Source organism: Brachyspira murdochii DSM 12563 (genome assembly GCF_000092845.1).
Classification (GTDB): domain Bacteria; phylum Spirochaetota; class Brachyspiria; order Brachyspirales; family Brachyspiraceae; genus Brachyspira; species Brachyspira murdochii.
Window position 1 is genome coordinate 661,309 of record NC_014150.1, and the last position, 25,761, is coordinate 687,069.

A 25,761-nucleotide genomic window follows, 5' to 3' on the forward strand; every position below is an offset into this window, starting at 1 on the left:
TATTATAAACTTTATTAAAATTAGTTTTATTTATGATTCATATTTAAACATAACACTATAACAAGTTTCTTTGCAGATTTAGAAAATACTGCATATTACTGAATTTAGTATCAAGCAAAAAAACATACTGAAAATATACTGACTTCAGATTTTATATTTTCAAATGATATAATTTCGGTTGATGAAGTAATTAGTTAGTATTGTAATAATGCATAAATTATAATTACTAAAAAATAATTAATACTTGAATATATATTTCCGCTATGCAAAATATATTGACTTATTAATTTTTTTCATGTAACCTATTACAGTAATATAATAGTTTTGGAGCAAGTTATGAATATTTTAAAAAACTATAGATTTTCATTTATATTAATTTTTGCAATAATATTAGGTGCTGTTATAGGAGCAGTATTTGGAGAAAAAGCAGCTGTACTTCAGCCTATAGCAGATGTGTTTTTGAATTTACTTTACTGCTGTGTTGTACCTATGATATTTGTTTCATTAGTGTATTCTATATCAAATATGGAAAATACAAATAAATTAGGAAAAGTACTCTCTGTTATGATTATCATTTTTTTATTAGCAGAGATAATAGCTTCAATTTACATGCTTGTAATAACTATAATATTTAATCCGGCAGAAGGTGCTAATATAGTAATGAATGAAACTATAAGTAATATTAAAAGCAATTCAAATATACTAGCTATGTTTACTGTAAGTGATTTTAATCTTTTATGGTCAAGACAAAACTTAATGGCATTAATAGTATTTGCAATGTTTGTAGGAATTGCAGCGGTTAAATCTGGAGAAGCTGGTAAACCTGTAATAAAACTGTTTGGTTCTTTAACAGCCATTATATCAAAAGTAGTTTCATATGTCATGTATTTAGCTCCTATAGGACTAGGTGCTTTTTTTGCTGTATTGGTTGGACAAAATGGTGCTGCATTATCAGGACCTTTATCTAGGGCTTTAATCATATATTTTATAGCTGCTATTGTATTTTATTTTTTATCAAATACAATATTCGCATACCTCGGTGCTGGAATAAAAGGAATAAAACTATTTTGGAAATATATTATACCCCCTTCTTTAGTATCGCTTGGAACATGCTCTTCAGCGGCTACAATACCTACTAATTTGATAGCTGGAAGAAATATAGGAATACCAGATGATATTAATGACTTAACTATCCCTATGGGCTGCAATCTTCATAAATCTGGAGCTGCTTTGATAACTGTATTAAAAATTACTTTTATGTGCAGTATGTTTAATGTTAATATATTAGAGCCTCAAAATATTATTACTGCTATATTAGTATCGGTGCTTGCTGCTTCAGTTATGGGAGCAATACCTGCAGGAGGATATGTAGGAGAGATTTTTATAATATCAGCGTTCAATTTTCCTCAGGAGGCTATACCTATAATGGTATTAATAGGAACAATAACAGATGCCCCAGCTACAACAATAAATGCTACTAATGATGTAGGTGTTGGAATGCTTATGGCTAGAATATTTAAAGGAAAAAATTGGCTAAAACAAAATTAAATAAATTAAAAGGTACAAAAATGGAAATAATAAAATACGAAAAAAAATATCTTAAAGAAGCATTAAATATATGGAATGAGATAATAAAAGAAGGAATATATTTTCCTCAAATAGAAACTCTAACAAATGAAGAAGAGGCTCATAAATACTTTAGCTCGCAGGATTATACAGGTATTGCCTATGAAGACAATAAAATATACGGAGTTTATATACTTCACCCAAACAATATAGGAAGATGCGGACATATATCTAATGCTTCATATGCTGTGAGTAAAGATGCAAGAGGAAAAGGTATAGGAGAGGCTTTAGTAAGAGATTCTATAAAAAAAGGTGCTGAGCTTGGATATAAAATACTTCAGTTTAATGCCGTTGTAATATCCAATAATGCAGCACACAAACTATATGAAAAAATTGGGTTTAATAAAATAGGAATAGTAAAAAATGGATATCTTAATAAAAATAATGAATACGAAGATATTGTGCTTTATTATATAGATTTATGATTTAAGGATAAAATTTTATGGATTTAAAAAAAGTAAAAATAGAAATATATATACCAGAAGAATATACTGATAAATTAAGAGAGGCTTTAAATAGTATAGGGGCTTTAGGTGTTGGTAACTATGATAATGTTATGTCTGTAACAAAAATTACTGGATATTGGCGTCCTTTAGAAGGAGCTAATCCTTTTGACGGAGAAGTTGATAAAATATCAAAAGCTCCTGAAGATAAATAGGAGAGGCTTTAGTAAGAGATTCTATAAAAAAAGGTGCTGAGCTTGGATATAAAATACTTCAGTTTAATGCCGTTGTAATATCCAATAATGCAGCACACAAACTATATGAAAAAATTGGGTTTAATAAAATAGGAATAGTAAAAAATGGATATCTTAATAAAAATAATGAATACGAAGATATTGTGCTTTATTATATAGATTTATGATTTAAGGATAAAATTTTATGGATTTAAAAAAAGTAAAAATAGAAATATATATACCAGAAGAATATACTGATAAATTAAGAGAGGCTTTAAATAGTATAGGAGCTTTAGGTGTTGGTAACTATGATAATGTTATGTCTGTAACAAAAATTACTGGATATTGGCGTCCTTTAGAAGGAGCTAATCCTTTTGACGGAGAAGTTGATAAAATATCAAAAGCTCCTGAAGATAAAGTAGAGTTTTCAACCGATATAAAAAATGTGGAAAATATTATTAAGGTTATGAAAGAAGTTCACCCATATGAAGAGCCCGTGATGAATATAATACCATTAATCAATGACAGATTTAATATTGTATTAAATTATTAATATAAAAAAATACAATAAAAAAACAAGAGCTATAATTATTAAACTCTTGTTTTTTTTATTTACAAATTAATTAATTTTATGCCTGTTTAACTTCTGAAAGATCTTTTACAGCATTTACTCTTTCATTAGTAATAGCTTTAGTAGGACATTTAGCTATACTTTCATTTGTGATAGAATAATCATCATAATTAACTATAGCAAGATAATTATCTATTTTCATACCGCCCTCTTTAGTAGCTTTAACACAAATACTGCATCCTATACAAGCTCTGTCGCAAGCCTTTTTAGCAATAGGACCTTTATCTTTTGACTTACAGTATACATGGAACTCTTGAGAAACAGGGTGTATTTCTATAAGTTTTTGAGGACAAGCTTTAACACAAGCATTGCATGATACACATTTATCTTCAACAATAACAGGCATTCCAGTTTTTTCATCTTTAATAATAGCACCAAACTCACATGCCTTCATACAATCATAAAAACCAACACAACCATAAGAACAGTTTTTATTTCCTCCAGCCATAACAGCAGAAACACAAGTATCAGCACCATTATATACTTTATCAGATTTAGCTATACCATTATGTCCATGACAGAATATATAAGCTCTTGTTCTCTCTTTTTGAGCAGGTGCCACTTTACCCAAAAAGTCCGCAACTTTAGAAGCAGTATCAGCTCCACCCACAGAACAACCGTCTACAGGAGCTTTGTCATCAACTAAAGCCTTAGCAAACTGAGCACAACCCGGAAAACCGCATCCTCCGCAGTTAGCACCCGGAAGCATTTCAGTTAATTGAGTAACTCTCTCATCAACTTCAACTTTAAAAATTTTAGAAGAAAATATCAATAAAACAGCCAATATCAAAGCAATTAAGCCTGAAGATATTGAAGCTACCAAAACAGATGTCATCATTTTTATTATCCTTTTAAACAACTTCTAACACACTAATATAATCATATTTTGATTATACCAGAGAAACCATAGAATATAAGAGCAAGTATTCCTGCAGTTATGAAAGGCATAGCAGGTCCTTTGAAAGCCTCAGGTATATCAGCAGTCATTAAGCGTTCTCTTATACTAGCCATTATAACCAATGCCAATGTAAAGCCTACTCCTGCTCCCAAAGCAAATACTATATTCTGTATAAAATTATATTTGTATAATACTCCAAATAAAGCCAAACCTAATACACAGCAGTTAGTAGTAATAAGAGGAAGATAAATACCTAATGACAAATACAAACTCTCACTAGTTTTTCTAACAACCATCTCTACAAACTGAACCAAAGCAGCTATAACTATAATAAATAATATAGTTTGGAGGAATTCAATTTTAAAAGGAACTAGTATATAGTATTGAATCATCCAGCTTACAGCGGCAGTAAGTACAAGTACAAAAGTAACAGCGATACCCATACTTATTGCAGAATCTAATTTATTTGATACACCCAAAAAAGGACATATACCCAAAAATTTAGTTAATACAAAATTATTAACCAATACAGTAGCAACAAAAAGTAAAATTAAATTAACCATTAGCTTTTCCTCCTCTAGCATCTATAGCTCTTTTTATAGCGATTAAAGTACCCAAAGTAAAGAAAGCACCCGGAGCCATAATCATAACAACCCAAGGAGTTGTAATTTCATTATAAGCATTCAAAGCAAAAGGCATAGCAGATTCTACAAAACCTCTTATGCTTCCTACTATATCAAAACCAAGCCAAGTACCGTTTCCCAATATCTCTCTAATAGAAGCAAGTAATGTTAAAGCTATAAAGAAACCTACTCCATTACCTAAAGCATCAAATATACTAGGTATAATACCGTTTTTATTTGCAAAAGCCTCAGCTCTTCCCAATATAATACAGTTTACAACTATAAGAGGAATATAAGGACCTAAAGCTAAAGACAAAGTATAAAACTTAGCTTTCATAACTATATCAGTTAAAGTAACAAAAGCTGCTATAACTACAATGTATCCCATAATTCTAACTTCATTAGCATAAATCTTTTTTATAAGTGAAATTAAAGCAGATGAGCATACTAATACAAAGATAGTAGCTGCTGACATACCTATAGCATTCATAACGCTGCTGGTTACTGCTAAGCTGGGACACATACCAAGAACCTGAACGAAGGTTGGATTATTTTTCCATACACCTTCCATAAACACTTGAGAATTTTTCATAATAATTTAACCTTGATTTAATTAAGATTATACACTTATATATTATATCATAAACTTCAATATTTTTCAAGTAATATCACAAATATATACACATTATAGGTACTTTTTATTAATTATTCTCTATTTTAACTTAAAAAATGATACTGCTTCCTCTAAATTTATAGATAATTCTTCAAGTTCCTTAGAAATTTCGCTTACATCTTCTGCCAATTTTGTATTATTTTTTGAACTTTTTTCTATGTCGCTTATATGCATACTTATGGAATCTATACCTTCTTTTTGAAGTTTCAAAGCCTCTGTGAAATTAGATAAAAGCGAATATGTTTTTTCTATTTTGTCTTTCATATCAGAAAATAATTCTTTTGATTTATTTACAGAATCAGCAGCAAGTTCTATACGTTTCTGGCTTTCTTCTATAAGAGAAGATATATCCTTAACTGAACCTGATGTATTTTGTGCTAAATTTCTAACCTCATTAGCAACTACTGAAAATCCTCTGCCGTTCTCTCCCGCACGTGCCGCCTCTACTGAAGCATTCAAAGCTAATATATTAGTTTGAAAAGCTATATGCTCTATAACTTTAGTAATATCTTTTATTTTATTACTTACCTCACTTACTGAATTAGAATTATCGGCTGCCTCGCTTATACTGCTATCAGCCATATCTATATAGGCATTAGCTTCTTTCATTATATCTATAAGTTCATTAGCATAATTTGAAGTTTCTGATACAGAATTGCCTATATTATTAGTAATATCAAAAGCGGTATGCATCTTATCAAAATTATTTTCTGTTTCACTATGAAGTTTATCATTTTTTGAAGATATCTCTTCAGCCCTATTTTTTGCCTCTGATGAAATAGCATTTACTGTATTAACAGCATTTGTGAGTGCACCTTTCATATTATAAAAACTGCACATCAAATTACCTATCTCATCTTTTCTAGTACTGCAGGTAACATCATTACTTATTAATATATAGCCATTAGATATATCGTTAGCCTCCTTTACAACCATATTCAAAGGTTTTATTATTGATTTTGCTATTAATCTTCCTATTAGACAAATTATAATAGACATAATCAAAGCTATGACTATAACTATTTTTGTAAGCCTATTTTTATCACCGTAAATTTCATCTTGACTGTAGCTTACTATTAAATAGCAAGGAGTATTATTTATAGGATTAAATAAAGATATTTCTGACACATTATTATCATCTACATATTCTAAAATACCTTCTTTATTATCCAAAACATACTGAAAAAATTTATCCTCTCTTTCTCTTATAGTTTCTGGTTTTCTCTCATAAGCTGATGTTCCTATTATATTACTTTCATATATATAGAGTTTATTTGTATCATTATGTGCTATTATATTTTTATTTTTGTCTATAATAGCTATAGAACCTGTGCGTCCTAATTGGCTTGGTGTAATATAATCGGCTATAAACTTCATCCAATTAATAGAGCTGTTTAATACACCTACGACATTACCATTCTCATCTTTAATGCCTTTCCATATAACACATATAGCATTAAGAGGATTAGCTGAAGAAGGCTGTATCAAATCCCTTCCTGCAAAATCGTATCCTGTTTCTTTAAATCTAGTCCAGTCAGATGAATTAGCCCCATAATTAATATGGAGAAGTTTTCCGCCTATAGAATCAAGTATTATATTTGCATTAAAGTTTACTAATGAATAATTATAAAAAACTTCTGTATCAGCTACTTCTCTTGTAAACTCTTTCAAAGAAGCCTCAGCAGCAAGTCTATTTTCTTCTGTGGGATTAACTAAATATCTTGCTAAATTGGGATCTTTAGAGTATAAATCCATAACAAGTCTCTTCTCTGAAAAATATAAATCAATCATATCAGAATACGACTTGGCAGCAACTCTTAATCCCTTTATAGCTGTATCTTCTATAGATTTTGAGCTTACTATTGTAATTATAAGCACTATAACAAACATACATAATATAAATGTAATTGAAATTATAAAAGGTATTCTAAAAGAAAGATTATTTATTTTCATAATACATTAACCACATAAAAATAAACTAAAAAAAATTTAGATATTTTTAAAAAAACTAATTTTTTTTCATACAGTATAATATAATACAAAAAACACAAAAAATCAAATAATTAAAATAATATTTTAGTTCTAATAAGTAAAAAATATATTACAAACAATTTAATATAATAAAAAATAAATTTAATACTATAATTAATCACAAATAATTTAGTAATTATTACATAAATTTAAAAAAGCTATATCAGGCATTATATTTTATAATATAAAAAATAATTAATTAGAAAATATAAAGGTGAAAATTAGAATATAGCCAAATAAATATAGTTCATCAAAAATAAAATCATGTTTTATTTTTAATATCTTTGGTTTTGCCATTATCTGAGTGCAGACAAAGTACACCTCGCGAAGCGTGCCTGCTAGCATTAACATGACAAATCCGCAGCAAAAAAGTTTATAATCCTGTATAAAGTAAATCAGCTAATAAAATAAAATTGTTTAATCATATTATAATTGTAGAGTAAAACATAAAACAATAAAGATTTTTTCATAAAGACTATTTATCAATATTAAATTTCTGTTTTATCAAAGATACAAATTCTATTCTTCTATCAATATGCTGTCCAATGACCCCTATGACTTTTCCCATTGTAAAAGCAGCAAGTACAGTACCTATTCCAAGTCCTTTTATATGCCCTAAAAATACAAATGTAATTACACCAGTAGTTAAAAGACAAGTTACATCAAAAATTATCTTTACTTTGGAATATGGAACATTAATTATATTTGAAAGCTCTCTTGGAAATAAATCAGTAGGTATAATCGGTAATTTACATCTATTTGATAAAGCTATTCCAAAACATAAAAGAAAATAACTTATTATAAAATATATTATTCTATATGTAACAGTTAATGGAAGATGACTTATCCATAATTCATGTATATCAATAAATTTTCCAAAACAAAACCCTACTGCAAAACTAAATAAATATTCAGCTACAAACTTTTTTCTGAGAAGCATAAGAACTAATACCAATATACCCTGAAAAATATATGTAAAAGTGCCAAGAGATATATTTGTTATTACTTCAGAAAAAGCATAAGGAACACTTGAAATAGCTGATATTCCGGAACCTGAATAAAGCATTAAAACTACACTAAAACTATTAATAATAACAACAATAATTAAAGCTAATTCTCCGCTTATTATAAAGTTTCTATTTTGTTTATGAAATGAGATATCATTTTCTGCAGCAGTCATACATTTACCTCTATTTACTACGTATAGTTATTATTTTTTAACGCTAGTATTATATAACTAACAGCATATTAATCAATAGCAATATTAATAATTAGATAAAATAATTTAATGATTTTTATTGCTTCAAAAAATAGGAACTATAAAATACTGCTTTATTTAAAATTATGATGACTTAATTTTATTTAATGCCATTTTTTATTATTACTAGCTATAAATATAGCTAAAAAATGGATTATACTTCATTTCTCGCTTATAAAATGTTCGTATATAGAATACTACTTATTATTTTTTTTATTTCTATTTCCATATTTAGTTATTTTTTTTAAAGCTATCTTTCTATCTTTTCTTATCTCTATAGAACTTTTTTGTAACTCTCTGTTTTCATTAAGAAGTGTTATATAAGCATCATATCTTTCATAAGGTATTTCATCATTTTCAAGAAGTTCTAATATATAGCAGTCCGGTTCATGCTGATGCGTACAGTCTTTAAACTTACATCTTTTAGCATATTCTTCTAAATCTTCAAAAGTTTTTTTTATTCCCTTGTCATCTTCCCAAAGACCTAAATTTCTTAGTCCCGGAGTATCTATGACTACCCCTCCGCTATCTAATACTAAAAGCTCTCTATGTGTAGTAGTATGCATTCCTTTAAAATCATACTCTCTTACCTCTTGAGTTTTCATTCTCTCATCTTTTAAAAGATAATTAATAATAGTAGATTTTCCAGCTCCTGATGCTCCTATAAATACTGATGATGTGTCTTTTTTAATATATTTTAAAAATGTATTTGTATTCTTAGCAGTTTTTGAACTATAGGCAAAAGCTGTTTCATTGGGATAAGTTTCTTTTATAGCTGCTAATAATTCTTTATATTCTTCATCTTCATATAAATCAATCTTACTTATGGCAATTATTGGCTTTATACCCGAAGTATGAACTACAGACAAATATCTTGCTATAGCAGACATTGGCATTTCATTATCAATACCTACTATGATAAATGCATAATCAATATTGCTTACTATAGCCTGAATATCATTTTTTTTAATATTAGCTTTTCTGTACAAAATATTTTTTCTAGTGAGTATTGTATCAATAAAGGCATTATTATCTGACTTTTTCATAAGCACCCAATCACCTACAACTGGAAGCTCGCTTTGTATTTCAGAATTATATCTAATTTTTCCCTTAATTCTAGCCAAAAACTCTCCTTCATCAGAAAAAAGAGTATAGTATCTTTTATTAATCCTTATAACTCTTGCAGGCACAAGCTCTTCATTATTAATCTCCTCTAAAGAATTAACTTTTAAAGCCTCTAATGCCAAATTTTCAAAATATTCATCAAAGCCTATATCTTTTATTTTCAATATTAATAACCTCAAAATAAATATAATTAAGTATATAATACTAAATATAAAAATATTTGTCAATTTTTTAATATTATGAATTAATATTAAAATAGAGATGCATATATAAAATACACATCTCTATAGAATTTTTTTAATATTATTTATCAATTAATGCCCGCAATCACAGTCAGTTACTTTTATATCGCAGACTTTAGTATCAGCATTAATATTTTCAGTTTTTTCACCCAAAGGATAAAGAAGCCTTAAAGCATTTAATACTACTATCACAGTTACTCCAGTATCAGCAAATATAGCAAGCCACATACTAGCAAGCCCTAAAGCACCCAATATAATAGCTCCGAATTTTATTACCAATGCTAAAAGTATATTCTGCCATACTACAATATTATTCTTTTTGGCAAGTTTTATAACAGAAGCAACTTTTGAAGGCTTATCGTCCATAATAACAACATCGGCATTCTCAATAGCAGCATCAGAACCAAGACCTCCCATAGCTATGCCTATATCAGCACGTGCCAAAGAAGGAGCATCATTAATACCATCGCCTACAAATATTGAAGCTTTGGAATCTTTCATCATATCTTCTAATACATTAACTTTATCTTCAGGCAAACAGCCTCCTTTAAATGATTGTATATTCATCTCTTTAGCAAATTCTTCTACTCTATTAACATTATCTCCGCTAATCAATGCAGTCTTTATATTCATAGAGTTTAATAATGATATAGCTTCTTTTGTATCATCTTTCACACTATCATCAATTAAAAAACCTCCTGCATATTTTGAATCTATAGCTATATGAACATTAATATTTTCTTTATAATTAGAAGTATCAATATTATTCTGCTTTAATAAATTAATACCCCCTACAAGTATATTCTTATTTTCTACTACAGCAGAAGCTCCTTTGCCGCTAATATCTTTATGAGATGAAATCAGACTATCATTTATAGTACCATTATGATGTTTTTTATAATGTTCTACTATAGATACTGCAATGGGGTGAGAAGAACCTGTTTCAGCATAAGCTGCATATTTAATCATAGCTTCATCATCGTATACACCAGTATTGTATATTTCTTTTATAGCAAACTCACCTTTTGTAAGAGTACCTGTTTTATCAAAAATTACTTTATCAGTCTTAGCAAGCAAATCTAAAAATACACCTCCTTTAACCATTACCCCTAATTTTGAAGCCCTTCCTATAGAAGCAAAATATGTTAAAGGAATACCCACCATAAAAGCACAAGGACAAGACACTACAAGCAAAGTTAAAGAACGCTGAAACCAATTGGCAAAAACCTCTTTACCGTATATAAGTGTAGGTATCACTGTGAGGAAAATTGCCCCAAATACCACTATAGGAGTATAAACACCAGCAAACTTACTTATAAACTGCTCAATATTAGCCTTTCTGTTTTGAGAATCCTGAACCAATTTAAGTATTTTAGCAATGGAAGACTCAGCATACGCTCTTACAACTTTTGCTTTAATAGTGTTATCACCATTTATAGTACCAGCCAAAATTTCATCATTAACCTTAACACTTCTAGGCATACTCTCACCTGTCAATGCCTTAGTATCAATCCAGCTTTCACCCTCATATATAACAGAGTCAAGAGGTACTTTCTCAAAAGGGTTAATTATTATATTATCCCCAATATGAACCTCTGATATATCTGCTTTTTCAATATTTCCGTTTTCTCTTATAATGTTTGCTGAGTCTGGTCTTATTGCCATTAATGCTGCTATTGTACGTTTTGATTTATCAACAGCCATATCCTCAAAATAATCACCGACCCTATAAAACATAAGTACAGCCAAAGCCTCCGGAAGCTGATGAAGTATAATAGCTCCTACTGTGGCAATGCTCATAAGAAAACTCTCACGCATGAACTTTCCCTTTATAAAATCTAAAGCAGCATTTTTAAAAACTTCTCTTCCCAAAATAAGATACGGTACAAAGAAAATAATATATTCTGTTATGCCATGTATTTTATCATGCAAAGCATATAGTAATACTAAAACAATAAGCCCTAAAAAAATCTCAAGTAAAAATAAAAGCCTTTCTTTATTCTTTAACATGTTCATACCCCCAAGTATAAATTTTTTCTATATGTTCATCATCAAGCCTATAAAATACATGAAGCCCTACTTTTCTTTTTTTCACTACCCTAGCCTGCCAAAGCATTTTTAAATGCTGGGAAACAGAAGGCTGCTTCATCTCAAGCAAAGATGATAATTCATGTACACATAATTCTTTTTCGCTTAATGCTGATATTATTTTAAGTCTGGTAGGATCTGAAAACACAGAAAAAAATCCAGCCAAAAGCGAAAACTCTTCATCATTCGGAAGTTTTGGAATAAGTGATGATATATTCTCATCTGCCGTTGTAACTTCGCAGTCATCATCATTATTTGTAATATTTTCTTTTCTCATTTAAGCCGACCTTTATATAAGTATATTATAATATAATAATATACTTATATAACTATTAAGTCAATATCAAAAAAATAATTTTTTTGAATATTTTTTACTATTTTTCAAAAAAATTGTGTAAAAAACAAAGTAAACATTATTTAACAATAGCATCTATATTCATGAGTTTAACAAATAAAAATTACATAAGAATTTTTTTTAATATTTTATTTACAAGTGAAAAAATTATATTTTGATTATGATTTTAAAAAAATCAAAAAAAAATAAAATAATATTTTTATAAAAAATAAAAGAGAAATCAATTTTTTCTTTAATATCTAAAAAAACAGCTAGAAAAAAACTAAAAAAAATAATTTTTTTTATACAAAAACAATTGCTTGGTATTGACATAAAGGATAAAGCCCTCTAGCATTTAAGTATGATTAAATTAGAAACATTGATAAAAAAGTTAGTAAAAAACTTTGTAAAGTTGAATTACAGAAATAGTAAAGAGAAAACTTTACAAATAAAAACAATCAAATCTATAATTTCTATCAATACATATCAAAAGTTTCTAATATTTTTAAAGCAGTAAACATTAACAATAATGTTTATAATAAAAAATTTTATAAAGGAGTTCACTATATGAACAAAAAGATTTTAACACTATTCTTAGTAGTTGCAGCATCAGCAATACTAGCAGTAAGCTGTAACAACAAAACAACAAACCCTGTAAAAGATAATACAGGAAGCACAACAACAACTACACCTACAGGTCAAGAACCAACAACAACTACACCTGCAGGCGGTGCAGAAGAAGCTCAAAAAACAGCAATAAAAACAGATGAAATACAAAAAGTATTAGTAGCTTTAAATGAAAAAAAAGATAATGATAGCACTACTAAGGCTATAATGAAATTTGCCAAATCATCAGTTTCTGAAGATGGTAAAGTTTCAGGTGTAACTGCAACTGGTAAATCTGATGAAGCAAAAGGACCTTCTATAGAAGGAGTAAAAAAGATAATTGCTACATTAAATACTAGTACATTAAAAATAGCAGGTGTAAAAGAAATTAAAGTTGCTGATGCTGGCATAACTTCATCAAAAGATAATAATGCTAAGTCTTTTACATTAACTCTTACTGCTGATGATAAATATGAATTTGCTAATAAGAAAAATGAGCTAGTCTTAACAGTTTCAATTGATCCTAAGAAAGGAAATGCTGATGAAGCTGTTGCTTGGGAAGATTAATAAAAAACAGTAAGTTACTTTTTATGAAGTATGCTTGCCATACAAAAAATTGAATTTTAAGGTGTGGGCATATAGAATATGTGTCTGCACCTAATTAAAAAAGTAATTGGGATTTTATAAAAAACAGAAATAATAATTAAACCCTTTAATCATAATAAGACATTTAATTTCTTTCTTCAAAACATAGATTATTTTTACTGGCAGGTATATAATATTATATCCCTGCCATACAAAAAATTGAATTGATTACATAATATAAGCTGTAACAAAAAAAGTCAATATCTTTATCAATTTTTCTTTAAATAAATAACATATATAATAGCAAATTATTTACTTTCAATATATAATCTTTAATATTTTTCATTTTTTAACGATTTTCTAATTTTACAAAAAATTTACATAAATTTACAAAGTTAACATAATGATTAATAAATATATTATTAAAGGGAAATTTTTTAGTTATGTACATTTTTAAAAAACAAGACAATGACTTTAGAAACCTTACCAATGAAGAGATTAACTTTCTAAAATCGCAGGGCTGTTCTTCTCAGTCTTGGGAAAAAATACTAATCAAAAACGTAGATTTAAGCAGAATAAAAGATGTTCAGTTTCATGGAAGAGTAAAAATTAATGCTCTTAACGGAAATGTCAGATATCATAAAAAACTTAAAGTACCAGCCTCTATTAACAGAGCCACTTTAATAGATGTATTTATAAATGGAAATGTGTATATAAATAATATAGGAAGATTTATAGCCAATTACAAAATAGAAAAAGGCGTTATAATAGAAAATGCAGGCTCTATATATATGGAAGGAAAAAGCAGTTTTGGTAATGGTGTAGAGACTTCACCTATTATGGAAGGAGACGGAAGAAGTGTTAAAATATTTAATAGGCTTAATTCACATATAGCATATTTAGTTGCAATACATAGACATAAAAAATTAATGCGTGAAAAAATTAATACTATAATAGATGAATATGCAAACCAAAAAACAAGAAAATTCGGCAAAATTAAAAAATACGCAAAAATTATTAATGCAAGACTTATAAAAAACTCATTAATAGATCCATACACTACTATAGAAAATACCGATGAAATTAATAATACAACAGTAATCAGTACAAAAGAATGTCCTTCATATATAGGAACTTCTGTTATATTAAAAGATTCTATTGTACTTAAAGGTGCAGATATTACAGACAGCACGGTAATAAAAAAGGCTTTTATAGGCGAAGGTGTAAGACTTGCAAGGCAGTTTTCATGCGAGGATTCACTTCTTTTTGCCAACTGCGAAGGCGAGCATGGAGAGATGTTCTCTATATTTGCAGGTCCTTATACTGTTACACATCATAAAGCAACACTTTTAATAGCCAGTCATTTTTCATTTTTTAATGCTGGAAGCGGAACTAATCAAAGTAATCATATGTACAAATTAGGACCTTATCATCATGGTTTTATGGAGAGAGGATGCAAAACTGGAAGTAATTCATACATTTTATGGCCTTCTTATATAGGAGCTTTTTCAACCGTTATAGGTGCACATTATGATAATGTTGATACTTCGGATTTTCCTTTCTCATATATAACCGAGCATGGATATCATCAGACAAGACTAATACCTGCATTAAATTTATTCGGTGTTGGGCTTTCAAGAGATGAAAATAAATGGAAAGACAGAGACAGAAGAAAAGGCGATAAAAAAGATTTGATAATATTTGATGTGTTTAGCCCATATACTGTTTCAAGAATGATTAAGTCTGAAGAGATATTAAAAAATATTAAAAAAGAAAATAACCATGATGATAAAAACTTTTTAACATACAAAAATATGATAATAAAAAAATCCTCTTTAGATAAATATTCAAAAAGATATTCTATAGCAATAGATTTATACTTGCATAACAAAATACTTTCATATATAAAAAGTTCCAAAAATATAGATGAGATAATATCAAATTTAGAATATGATAAAAATAATGTATTTGATAATTGGTCTGATATTGGAGGGCTTATATGTGCTAAAGATAGAGTTGATAACATAATAAAAGACTTAGAAAATGACAAAATAAATGATATAAAAACTCTTACAGAAGCGTTTGAAAAATTATACAATATATACTCTGAAGATGAAAAATCTTGGGTTATGAACTGTATTAAATCAAGATATAATATAGAAAGTATTAATAAAGATAATATAAAAAAATTATTAGATGAGCATAAGATATTATTAGAAAAAGCATATGATATCTTTTATAAAGATGTTGAAAAAGAGTATGATATAGCAAAAATGGTTAGTGCGGGAATAGATGATAAAACTATGATGGAAAAAGATTTTGAGGCTGTAAGAGGCACTGTCAATGAAAATACTTTTGTTGTAAAATATAAAAAAGACATGGAAAATAAAATAAATGATATTAATAATTTAATTAATATATTATAATATATAAAAAATATTTGGAGTTGTTATGCTGATATATTCATTATCTATAAAATTAGAAAGAGGGTTTGAGGATATAATAGAGGCTGTTATAGAAAGCGGTCAATTAAATATATTGGGTTTTAATATAGAGTTTCCTGTAGAAGACAGCAATTCATCTATAGTAAATATATATAATGAAAGCGAAAGTATATTAAAAAATAATCTCTCTATAATAGAAGAAAATATAAAAGATATCGCAAATTACACTTTAACTACAAAACAGCTAAAATCAGAGGAGTATTTAACTTCATATATAGAGTTCTTAAAACCTTTTGATATTGGAAATATAACTATAGTACCAAACTTAAAAGATTTTCATAATGAAGAAAGTGCTAATCCTCTTTATATAGCAAAACAGTATGCATTTGGAACAGGTACTCATGAAACTACTTCTCTTGCTCTTGAGATGATTAATGAATATGCTAATAATAACGATATAGCCCCAAAGAGTATTGCTGATATTGGATGCGGAAGCGGTATATTATCATTATTTGCATACAAACTTGGTGCTAGAAATATTACTTCAATAGATATAGACAATGACGCTGTTAATTGTACTCTTGATAATGCTTCATATAATGATATAAAAATAGATAATGTTATACTTGGAAATGCTAAAGATTTAATTAATATGAATCTTAAATTTGATTTGGTTATTGCCAATATAGAAACCGATATATTAATAGAAATACTTCCAGACTTAAAATCTTTATTAAAACAAGATTCTGATTTAATATTGTCCGGAATACTATTAGAAAAAGAATCATTTATGAAAAATGCTATAAGAGAAAATAAACTCAATATTATTTTAAGAAAATCAAAAAATGATTGGGTATCTTTAATGCTTAAACAATAAATGATTAAAAAATAAAATAATAAAAATTTACGGAGTATATTATGGAATTAATAGATTTAGTAAAAAATGCAAAAGAAGCAGCGTATATATTACAATCGCTTGATACTGATATAAAAAACAAAGCCTTACTTGAAATAGCTAAAAAAATAGAAGAAAATAAAGATAAAATATTTGAAGCTAATAAAAAAGATTTAGAATACGCTCAAAAACTTCTTTATGAAAATAAAATTTCTAAATCAATGTTCAACAGATTAAAACTAGATGAAAATAAATTAATAGATGTTGTTTCTGGTATAAGAGATGTTGTAAAACTTGAAGACCCTATTAATAAAGTATTATTGGAAACTGAGCTTGACGATAATTTAATATTAAAAAAAATATCCTGCCCTATTGGATTAATCGCTGTAATATTTGAAGCCCGCCCAGACGTTATATCACAAATATCTTCTTTATGTATCAAATCTTCTAATGCTGTTATACTCAAAGGAGGAAGCGAGGGAGAAAATACTAATAAAGCGATATTTAATATAATAGAAGAAACTCTAAACAATATAAAAGAATTTCCAAAACACTCTGTTAATTTAGTATTCACAAGAGAGGATATAAAAGAATTATTATCAATGGACAAATATATTGATCTTATAATACCAAGAGGAGGCAACAGTTTAGTACAGTATATAAAGTCAAATACCAATATACCTGTATTAGGACATGCTGACGGTATATGCCATTTATATATAGACGAATCTGCCAATCAGGAAAAGGCTTTAAAAATATGTTTGGACTCAAAGGCTCAGTATCCAAGTGCCTGCAATGCTGTTGAAACCATACTCGTAAATAAGAATATTGCTTCAGAATATTTGCCAAAACTTTATAATTTATTCAAAGAAAATGAAATAAAGATGAACGGTGATGAAGAAGTAAAAAAAATACTCAATCAATCAGATGTAGGAGAAGTAAAAGAGTGGCATTTGGAATATGGAGACAAAGAAGTATCATTAAAAATAGTAGAAGATACAGAAGAAGCATACAATCATATAAACAAATACGGCTCTCATCATACAGACTCAATCATATCAGAAGATAAAAACAATATAGAAAAGTTTATGACATTTGTTGATTCTGCCAATGTGTACTCTAATGCTTCAACAAGATTTTCAGACGGATTTAGATACGGTTTCGGTGCGGAAGTAGGAATATCTACAAATAAAACGCATGCAAGAGGTCCTGTAGGTTTAGAAGGTTTAACAATATACAAATACAAAATTTTTGGCAGCTATCAGATAGTTAATGATTACGTTAATCATAAATCTAGCTTCAAGCATAAGAGAATAAAATAATCAAATAGAATATAAAAAACAAGCTGATAACTTCAAAATTATCAGCTTGTTTTTATTTTTTAATATTTTATTTAGCTTACTTTTTCAAAATAATAAGTTATGCCGGATACACTTCCATAACTTATTTCACATTCTCTATCACTTGTAAAATAAAATGTAATATTTCCTAAAATTGGAAGATTTGGTATAACTAACTCATAATAACTTTTTTCATTATACTTCTCATTATCCCAATTATCAATATAATGAGTGCTATATGAGCCGTCATCGTTATAAAAAGTTAATATACCATAAGAAGAAATAGTAAATCTTTGTCTGTAATTATCATTATTTCTCCAAGTACCTCTTAAATCATAAGGTCTAAATTTTGATGCAGAGTTAAACAATGATGAGCATGATGTCAAAAATAAAGATGTTAATGAAAGAAGCAGCATTAACAATATAAATTTTACAATTCTTTTTTTATTAATCATATATAAACCTCCTGTATATTGTTATAATACAATATACACTCCTATAATATATATTATAAAAATTTTGTCAATACAGTAAAAAAAATATATAATCTAAGATAATTATATTATTTAACATAATGTAAATATTTCATACATAAAAATTCAACCCCATAAATACTTTTTATTAATATTATAATTAATCTAGTATAATAAAAATTATGAAAGATTTAGAAAAATTGAAGTATATATTAAATGAACCTATAACTGTTAATAATTTAAATAGAATTAATGATTACTTTATACGCTATCTGTTTTCTCATAGTAGAAATGAAAATATAGTTTTAAATTTTATTAATGAATTAACAGGTTGGTATAAAAGAAATAGAAGAACTATAATAAGTATAAAAAGGCAGTAGACTTTTATTAAATCTCCTGCCTTTCATTTTTTGACTTAAAAAGAATTATTAAAAAACTTACCTGTTAACTATATTAAATTAATATTATGAGCATTTCTATAACATTATTAGTATCAATTTCTAAATCACCTTTAATATTTCATAGTCAGAATTTACTTATGATAATTTTTTAATTTGCAGCTACTTTAAATACCAAAACTACCAAAAGAACAACTATTAAAATTCCTATTACTCCTACTATTAATAGTCCCCATTTTATGAACTTTATTATTTTTCTTATGGAACTATTAGCCTCTACAACACCATTCTGTATGCCGTTAAGCCCTCCTGCCAAAAGAAATAATGCATCCTCAAACCAGCCTAATACTGGCAAAACATCAGGCACTAAATCTACAGGCGAAACCATATATATACCTGCCAATATCAAAGGTATCCAAGGAACTACTCCAGACTGTGCAGGCTTATCATTATTGTTAGTATTGTTAGTATTATCATAATCACTCATAAAATACTCCTATTTTAATTTATAATTAAATATACTTAAATTAAACAAAAATTAATTTAATATATCATTAAATTAATATATATTATAATATAAATTTGTCAATACTTTATGTAAATTTTATATATTTTTAAGTATGAAATTAGATAATAAAAAACTTGATAAAATGCCCGATTTTGATATAATAATGTAATTTCATGATAGTTTTTAGTTTAAGGATATATTTATGTCTAAAGTTATAGCCATAGTAAATCAAAAAGGCGGAGTTGGAAAAACAACTACAGCAGTTAATCTAAGTGCAAGCATAGCAAAAATGGGTCATAAAACTCTTCTTATAGATATAGACCCTCAAGCCAATGCTTGTTTGGGTATCGGCATTACAAGAGATAAGATGAAAAAAAGTGTATACGACCTATTAATAGGAGAAGCTAGTACAAAAGAAGTGATAATGCCTACATATCAAGAAAATTTATTTCTAATACCTGCGGACTCCGATTTGGTTGGGGCTCAGATAGAACTTGTTAATGAAATAGCCAGAGAATACAAATTAAAAAAAGCTATAGAAACTGTAAAAAATGACTATGAATATATTATTATAGACTGTCCCCCTACTTTAGGTATACTAACTCTTAATGCTCTAACTGCTGCAGATTCTGTTCTTATACCTATACAATGTGAGTTTTACGCTTTAGACGGAGTAGCTGAACTTAATAACACTATAGCACTTGTAAAAGAAAATCTTAATAAAGAATTAAAAATAGAGGGTGTACTTCTTACTATGTATGATGCTAGAACAAAATTAGCTTCTGATGTAGTAAAAGAGGTTGTAAATTTCTTTAAAGAAAAGACATATAAAACTATGATACCTAGAAATGTGCGTTTAAGTGAAGCTCCTTCATACGGCAAGGCTATAAGTGATTATGATAAGGACTGTGTGGGAGCTAGGAGCTACAGAGAGTTTGCTAAAGAGTTTATTGAAAAATCTAAATAAAAATATAAACAATAAAAAGTAAACAACAATAAAGTTTATTAAAAATAAAAAAATGATATAATTATTATGTTTACTAAAATTAAATAAATATAAGAGGGTTTTATGAGCAGAAAAGGCGGACTTGGCGGTCAGGGTATGAATGCATTAATAAAATCTGCTGACAGTGAAATTAGAAAAGCAGCTGAAGAGGCAGAAAAAAGAGGAGTATTAGAAGTAAATATTTCACTTATAGATGTAAATCCAGACCAGCCTAGAAAAATATTCAATGAAGAAGAAATACAGGGACTTGCAGAATCTATAAGAGAGAACGGACTTATAAACCCTATTACTTTAAGAGAAAAAGACGGTCAGTATCAGATTATATCAGGCGAGCGAAGATTCAGAGCATTTAAATTTTTAAATAGAGATAAAGTACCTGCATTAGTGCTGGAAAATATAGATGACTCAAAAATGCTTGAACTTACGCTTGTAGAAAATATACAAAGAGCCGATTTAAATGCTATAGAAATAGCAAGAAGCTACAAAAAATTAATATACGATTTAAATATCAAACAGGAAGAATTGGCAAATCGTGTTGGAAAAAGCAGAAGCACAATATCAAATTCAATGCGTATATTAGATTTGAGTGAAAATATACAAAACTTAATATTAGAATCTAAAATTACAGAAGGTCATGCTAGAGCTATATTATCATTAACTGATGAAAATGAAAGAGAAGCATTTGCAAAAGAAATAGTAGAAAACGGATATTCAGTAAGAGAATGTGAAAAAATAGCAAAAGAAAGAAAAAATGAAAATAACCAACAGGAAAATAATCAAAAAGATACAAAAAAAGAAATAAAAAAAGACCCTAATATAAGACAATTAGAAAATGATTTGGAAAAAATATTTTCTACGAAAGTTAATGTTATAGATAAAAACGGCAAAGAAGGGAAAATAGTTATAGAATACTACAGCAGCGATGATTTATCAAGAATTATGGATATGCTTGATAAAATACATGAAAGAGAAAACAGTACAATACCTACTCTTGAATATTAGGGAGAAAATTTGAAGTCAAAATTTTTTTTATTATATATATTTCTTACATCATTATTAATAACATCAAGCCTTTATTCAAGGGAGAGAATGCCTATAGCAACTATAGACTTGGATCATAGTTTAAGAGCTAATGAACCTTTAAGAAAAGAAATTGTGAGAACTATAAACAGATTTGCATATTTAAAACAAAAAAACTCTATATCAGTAGACAGAGAGAAAAAAAAATTATTCTCTACTAATGAATTAACACTTGAACAAGGATTAACAGTAGCTTCTAATCTTAATATAAAAGCAGCTATTATAATGGACAGCGAAAAAGTATTAAAAAATACAAATAATTCAATGTCAAATAATATGACAATTAATTCTACAATGCTTAGCAATTATAATATTACAAATAATATGGTAAGTAATGATATAGTTATTACAAATGGTCTAACTCTCACGAATGAAATTAAAGATTTAGGAGATTTAATAGAATACGGCATAGGAAAAAAAACTGAAGGTACAGACAAAGCTGCTGATGAGAAGAGCGATGAAGAACTTTATGATATAAAATATAATTTTAAAGTTATTGATGTTGAAACTATGGAAACATTGAAAGAATATGAACTTAAAACATCATCAGAAACCATATCTGTAATACAAGAAATATGCACATATTTAGAATTTTACTTTTCAAACTATATATTCAGTTCCTTTGAACCTCCTATAAATGGAATTAATTTAACTTTAAGAATAGACAGAATATCATTAGAAAATAAAACCAACTCAATATATGAATCAGGAGAAATAATAGAAGGAGAATCATTTACATTAAACTTCAGATCAAACACAGAAGGATATATATACATATTTGCCTTTCAAAATGACGGCACTGTAATACTAATGCATCCTAACGATTTTAATAATTACATAGATAATCAATATCATAATAAAATAGAAGCAAGAAAAAATTATATAATCCCTCCCAAAAACTCAATATTTAAAATAGTAAGCAGACCTCCTTTAGGCAAAGATTCATTTTACTGCATCTATACCAAAAAAGAACAGAAATGGATTACTGGAGTATATTTTTCAGGCGACGGATTTAAAATATGCAGTAAAAATAAAACAGCCGAGTTTACAGCCAAATTAAAATCTACACTTAAATATATGAATAAAGATAATTGGCAGATATCTTCAATTTATTTAAAATCTATAGCTGAAATACAAGAAACAGAAAAATAGAAAAATAATTCTAAATCTAAAAAATTAATTTTTTAGACATTCGTCTGACAATTATTTTGCAAACTAAATTGGAACAACGAAATTGATATGTAATCATTATAGAATATTACATTTAAATTACAATATATAAAAAACCACTGTATATTTATATAAAAACATAATACCTTTAATAAAAAATAGCTATCACCTTATAGTAAAGCAATAGCATTTTTTATTCGTTAATAAAACTTATTAAATTAAGAAATTATCTATCTGTAAATATACTTACTGTTATAAAAAGGCTGATAACGATTAACTTTATCCAAGAAAGAGTTTTGATATGAAGGATATAAAACAACCGTACCATCCTCATTTACATGTCCTACAGGATCATACTCATAGAAAGGAAGAAGAGATCCTTTATAAACTACAGTATCAGAAGGTCCCCATCTTAATGGAACTTCCACTCCGAATACAGTATCCTCTTCTACTGGTATGCCGTATATATAAACATATTTTGTGTATATATCAACAGCAACCAATGTATTATCTAATGATATTATTCCGCCGCCTTTCCCAGTAAATCTATAGAAATAAAAACGTTTCATAGCATCAGCATTATCTCTGTTTCTTTTCACTGTATACAAAGGATTATAGCCTCTGTATTGATAATATTTCATACTTGATATAAAGAATATACCTGCTTTTGAATTTTTACCGCTGTACATATATTCTTTAGTATCTGCATTATTAAGCTCCCAATATTTATCCTCTGTTTTATCTATAAACTTAAAACTAGGAATATTATTTTTATCAAATGTAGCTACTAAAAGCCAATCTTTAAACTTTGAAGAGCTAAAATTCGGATTATCTGAAGCTGGTCTTTCAACAGTTTCTTTTGAAAATAATAATAAACTATTTATAAATATAATTGCTATATAAAAAAATATTCTTTTCATAATGATATCTTCAAATTAAATTATTTTTATATATTTAATAATACACTAAATACCATATAAGTAAATATAATAAGTTTTGAAATACAAACTAAATTTACAATAATTGAACAAAAAACGATATTTTTTATATAAGTATTATACATTTAATACATTTTACACTACATTTCATTATTATTGTTGATAAATTACTGGACATTTTAAACTTTTTGTCTTATTAATAAAATTTTACTTTTTATCAGAATCATCATTTTCAGGAGTAAGTTCTATAACTTTAATATCTCCCTCTTCTATTTTATCATCATCAGGGTTAATTTCTATAACTTTTATTTCATTATAATCATTATTTTCTGTATTAATATCATCTGTTTTTTTGCATCTATTCTTTAATTTGCCGTAGAATAATACAAATATAAGACAGTAAATAATTACCATTAAAACAGCTGATAAACTATACGGTATTAAAGCCATATTATTATTATAAACTGTATTGAATATATAATTATAACCATAAGGGAAAGCTATATAAATTATTAAAATAAGAGGTATAGTAAGCAGAAGCCACCATTTATTTTTGTATACTTTATTAGCAAATGAATAGGATATAATTATAGTTAATATAGATATAGTGCTTAGATATGAAATAGTACCTCTATCTAATTTGGCGTCTTGATAATTTAATTCTAGGAAATTCATAATAATTATAGCACATACAGAAGTTAAAAATATACCAAACATAGTATAGATAACAGAAAGAAATATTTTAACTAAAAATTCCCTGTTAGAAAATTCTTTTTCACTATGCGGTATAATTTCAGCCACCCATAATATAAGAGAAAATGATAAAGTCTGCATCAATGCTTCAGGAAGAGAAATTATATGAAATTTAATAGGAAGCTGTGTATATATTATTCCTTCTATAGAGCTTGGAGCCGAAACAGGAGAAGATATAATACCTATACAAATAAATATAAGCCATACAATAAGCCAGCCAAATTTAGAGGCTATAATCCTTCTAATAGGAAATAAAGCTATGGCTATAAATATCGCTCTTATAGGCTGTAAAAAAGATCCTATAACAGTTAGAGGCGATTCAAAACCTCTCATAAAATTTATTATTATAGGGTCATTATAAACAGATGTATAGTCAAATAAATTAGAAAACAACAAACCAAAAACTATATATGTAAGGGTATGTATAACAGCTACTTTTATATAAAAAATAAAAAAATGCCTTAAAAATATTTTTGGTGAATTATCATTTTCCATAATATAAGTCTTTAAAAAATTATTTTATTATTTTTCCTGCCTTTCTACTATATCATTGTGATACACAGAATTTATTCTTTTAATAGATAAAGCTTTTCCAGTAATACTATCAACCTGCACTATAATGCCATTAATCATAGGACTTACCGTTTCAACTTCAAATCTATGCGGCATTTTAGTAACAAATCTTGCAATTGCCGCATCTTTTTTCATACCTATAACAGAATAGTAGCTTCCGCACATACCAATATCAGATATATAAGCTGTATGAGAAGATAATATCTTTTCATCTGCTGTCTGTACATGAGTATGAGTACCAAAAACGCAGGAAACAAGACCTTCCAGATAATATGAAAAAGCTATTTTTTCTGCTGTAGCTTCAGCATGGAAATCTACAAATATAAGATTAGTTCTTTCTTTCATATGCTTAATTGCAAGATTAGCTTTTTTAAAAGGACAATCCAAAGGATCCATAAATGTTCTTCCCATAAGATTAAGTACGCCAATCTTACAATCCAGCATCTCATATATATAATAGCCAAGACCGGGAGCATCATTTGGGTAATTATACGGACGAAGCAGACGATGCTCATTACCTATAAGGGCAAATACATCTCTATTGTTCCATATATGATTACCAGAAGTGAGTACATCCACCCCAGAGTCAAAAAGCTCAGCTGCCGTATCTCTAGTAATACCTATACCATTAGCAGCATTTTCACCATTGGCTATTACAAAATCTATATTATTTTCTAATTTTATCTCTTCTAAATGCCTTCTTACAGCATAACGTCCTGTAACACCAATTACATCACCAAGACATAATATATTTTTTATAGACATTTTTAATTTACCTTTAATTTAA

General features: G+C 27.6%; 23 protein-coding genes and 3 pseudogenes. 13 read left to right on the plus strand and 13 right to left on the minus strand.

From position 1 onward, the window contains the following. The first annotated feature begins 336 nt into the window (after positions 1–336). From BMUR_RS02745 to BMUR_RS02760, 5 genes and pseudogenes are all read left to right on the plus strand, one after another. Positions 337–1,548 carry a dicarboxylate/amino acid:cation symporter gene (locus BMUR_RS02745; protein ID WP_013113070.1) on the plus strand — a complete coding sequence of 404 codons (1,212 nt, stop codon included), beginning with the start codon at positions 337–339 and terminating at the stop codon, positions 1,546–1,548. Between the two features lie 20 nt (positions 1,549–1,568). Further along, on the plus strand, positions 1,569–2,051 hold the full coding sequence (locus BMUR_RS02750) for a GNAT family N-acetyltransferase (RefSeq protein WP_041750049.1): 483 nt from the start codon (positions 1,569–1,571) through the stop codon (positions 2,049–2,051). Positions 2,052–2,068: 17 nt separating this feature from the next. Then, positions 2,069–2,281 (plus strand): annotated as a pseudogene (locus tag BMUR_RS02755) (cytochrome C biogenesis protein); the annotation flags it as partial. Continuing rightward, positions 2,281–2,490: pseudogene (locus tag BMUR_RS14585) on the plus strand (N-acetyltransferase family protein); the annotation flags it as partial. The pseudogenes BMUR_RS02755 and BMUR_RS14585, both read left to right, overlap by 1 nt. A gap of 17 nt (positions 2,491–2,507) precedes the next feature. After that, the gene (locus tag BMUR_RS02760; protein ID WP_013113072.1) at positions 2,508–2,855 is read left to right on the plus strand and encodes a cytochrome c biogenesis protein; all 348 of its coding nucleotides are present in this window, start codon (positions 2,508–2,510) and stop codon (positions 2,853–2,855) included. A gap of 76 nt (positions 2,856–2,931) precedes the next feature. Here BMUR_RS02760 and BMUR_RS02765 read toward each other — a convergent pair whose 3' ends face one another. The 8 genes from BMUR_RS02765 to BMUR_RS02800 form a co-directional block, all read right to left on the minus strand. Then, entirely contained in the window at positions 2,932–3,771 is an 840-nt protein-coding gene (locus tag BMUR_RS02765; protein WP_013113073.1) for an RnfABCDGE type electron transport complex subunit B, read from the minus strand. A 41-nt stretch (positions 3,772–3,812) separates the two neighbouring features. Beyond that, entirely contained in the window at positions 3,813–4,394 is a 582-nt protein-coding gene (gene rsxA / locus BMUR_RS02770) for an electron transport complex subunit RsxA (protein WP_013113074.1), read from the minus strand. Beyond that, complete coding sequence (gene rsxE / locus BMUR_RS02775; RefSeq protein ID WP_013113075.1) at positions 4,387–5,046, minus strand: electron transport complex subunit RsxE; 660 nt, start codon at positions 5,044–5,046, stop codon at positions 4,387–4,389. The genes rsxA and rsxE overlap by 8 nt, the downstream gene beginning before the upstream one ends. Before the next feature lie 120 nt (positions 5,047–5,166). Beyond that, positions 5,167–7,080 carry a methyl-accepting chemotaxis protein gene (locus BMUR_RS02780; protein ID WP_013113076.1) on the minus strand — a complete coding sequence of 638 codons (1,914 nt, stop codon included), beginning with the start codon at positions 7,078–7,080 and terminating at the stop codon, positions 5,167–5,169. Positions 7,081–7,633: 553 nt separating this feature from the next. Continuing rightward, positions 7,634–8,338 carry a DUF6198 family protein gene (locus tag BMUR_RS02785; protein WP_013113077.1) on the minus strand — a complete coding sequence of 235 codons (705 nt, stop codon included), beginning with the start codon at positions 8,336–8,338 and terminating at the stop codon, positions 7,634–7,636. A gap of 275 nt (positions 8,339–8,613) precedes the next feature. Beyond that, the gene (gene rsgA, locus BMUR_RS02790; RefSeq protein WP_013113078.1) at positions 8,614–9,705 is read right to left on the minus strand and encodes a ribosome small subunit-dependent GTPase A; all 1,092 of its coding nucleotides are present in this window, start codon (positions 9,703–9,705) and stop codon (positions 8,614–8,616) included. 150 nt (positions 9,706–9,855) lie between these two features. After that, positions 9,856–11,793 carry a heavy metal translocating P-type ATPase gene (locus tag BMUR_RS02795; protein ID WP_013113079.1) on the minus strand — a complete coding sequence of 646 codons (1,938 nt, stop codon included), beginning with the start codon at positions 11,791–11,793 and terminating at the stop codon, positions 9,856–9,858. Continuing rightward, positions 11,780–12,148 carry an ArsR/SmtB family transcription factor gene (locus tag BMUR_RS02800; RefSeq protein ID WP_013113080.1) on the minus strand — a complete coding sequence of 123 codons (369 nt, stop codon included), beginning with the start codon at positions 12,146–12,148 and terminating at the stop codon, positions 11,780–11,782. The genes BMUR_RS02795 and BMUR_RS02800 overlap by 14 nt, the downstream gene beginning before the upstream one ends. A 624-nt stretch (positions 12,149–12,772) precedes the next feature. Between BMUR_RS02800 and BMUR_RS02805 the strand changes: the two genes are divergently transcribed. The 4 genes from BMUR_RS02805 (at position 12,773) to BMUR_RS02820 (ending at position 18,057) form a co-directional block, all read left to right on the plus strand. Beyond that, positions 12,773–13,378: a hypothetical protein gene (locus tag BMUR_RS02805; RefSeq protein ID WP_013113081.1), complete on the plus strand. Its 606-nt coding sequence runs from the start codon at positions 12,773–12,775 to the stop codon at positions 13,376–13,378. A 461-nt stretch (positions 13,379–13,839) separates the two neighbouring features. Next, positions 13,840–15,822: a DUF4954 family protein gene (locus tag BMUR_RS02810; protein WP_013113082.1), complete on the plus strand. Its 1,983-nt coding sequence runs from the start codon at positions 13,840–13,842 to the stop codon at positions 15,820–15,822. Positions 15,823–15,847: 25 nt separating this feature from the next. Beyond that, positions 15,848–16,717: a 50S ribosomal protein L11 methyltransferase gene (locus BMUR_RS02815; protein WP_013113083.1), complete on the plus strand. Its 870-nt coding sequence runs from the start codon at positions 15,848–15,850 to the stop codon at positions 16,715–16,717. A gap of 41 nt (positions 16,718–16,758) precedes the next feature. Beyond that, positions 16,759–18,057, plus strand: a complete 1,299-nt coding sequence (locus BMUR_RS02820; protein WP_013113084.1) for a glutamate-5-semialdehyde dehydrogenase — start codon at positions 16,759–16,761, stop codon at positions 18,055–18,057. Between the two features lie 71 nt (positions 18,058–18,128). Here BMUR_RS02820 and BMUR_RS02825 read toward each other — a convergent pair whose 3' ends face one another. After that, entirely contained in the window at positions 18,129–18,530 is a 402-nt protein-coding gene (locus BMUR_RS02825; protein WP_013113085.1) for a hypothetical protein, read from the minus strand. Positions 18,531–18,730: 200 nt separating this feature from the next. On the opposite strand from BMUR_RS02825, the pseudogene BMUR_RS02830 reads away from it, so the two are divergent. Next, positions 18,731–18,868, plus strand: a pseudogene (locus tag BMUR_RS02830) (Rpn family recombination-promoting nuclease/putative transposase); the annotation flags it as partial. Between the two features lie 229 nt (positions 18,869–19,097). Here the strand turns inward: BMUR_RS02830 and BMUR_RS02835 are convergent. Next, positions 19,098–19,433 (minus strand): DUF1232 domain-containing protein, encoded by a 336-nt coding sequence (locus tag BMUR_RS02835; RefSeq protein WP_013113087.1) that lies wholly within the window; start codon positions 19,431–19,433, stop codon positions 19,098–19,100. Between the two features lie 223 nt (positions 19,434–19,656). Here BMUR_RS02835 and BMUR_RS02840 point away from each other — a divergent pair, with 223 nt between their 5' ends. The 3 genes from BMUR_RS02840 to BMUR_RS02850 all read left to right on the plus strand — a co-directional run bounded on the left by BMUR_RS02840 (position 19,657) and on the right by BMUR_RS02850 (position 22,692). Beyond that, positions 19,657–20,421: a ParA family protein gene (locus BMUR_RS02840; RefSeq protein WP_013113088.1), complete on the plus strand. Its 765-nt coding sequence runs from the start codon at positions 19,657–19,659 to the stop codon at positions 20,419–20,421. Between the two features lie 102 nt (positions 20,422–20,523). Beyond that, positions 20,524–21,462: a ParB/RepB/Spo0J family partition protein gene (locus BMUR_RS02845; protein WP_013113089.1), complete on the plus strand. Its 939-nt coding sequence runs from the start codon at positions 20,524–20,526 to the stop codon at positions 21,460–21,462. Positions 21,463–21,471: 9 nt separating this feature from the next. Then, positions 21,472–22,692, plus strand: coding sequence for a DUF4384 domain-containing protein (locus BMUR_RS02850; RefSeq protein ID WP_013113090.1), 1,221 nt, complete (start codon positions 21,472–21,474; stop codon positions 22,690–22,692). Between the two features lie 248 nt (positions 22,693–22,940). Here the strand turns inward: BMUR_RS02850 and BMUR_RS02855 are convergent, their stop codons facing one another. From BMUR_RS02855 to BMUR_RS02865, 3 genes are all read right to left on the minus strand, one after another. Further along, positions 22,941–23,630, minus strand: coding sequence for a hypothetical protein (locus tag BMUR_RS02855; RefSeq protein WP_013113091.1), 690 nt, complete (start codon positions 23,628–23,630; stop codon positions 22,941–22,943). Between the two features lie 225 nt (positions 23,631–23,855). Further along, positions 23,856–24,896 carry a hypothetical protein gene (locus BMUR_RS02860; protein ID WP_013113092.1) on the minus strand — a complete coding sequence of 347 codons (1,041 nt, stop codon included), beginning with the start codon at positions 24,894–24,896 and terminating at the stop codon, positions 23,856–23,858. 27 nt (positions 24,897–24,923) lie between these two features. Beyond that, positions 24,924–25,739, minus strand: a complete 816-nt coding sequence (locus BMUR_RS02865) for a TIGR00282 family metallophosphoesterase (RefSeq protein WP_013113093.1) — start codon at positions 25,737–25,739, stop codon at positions 24,924–24,926. Positions 25,740–25,761 lie beyond the last annotated feature (22 nt).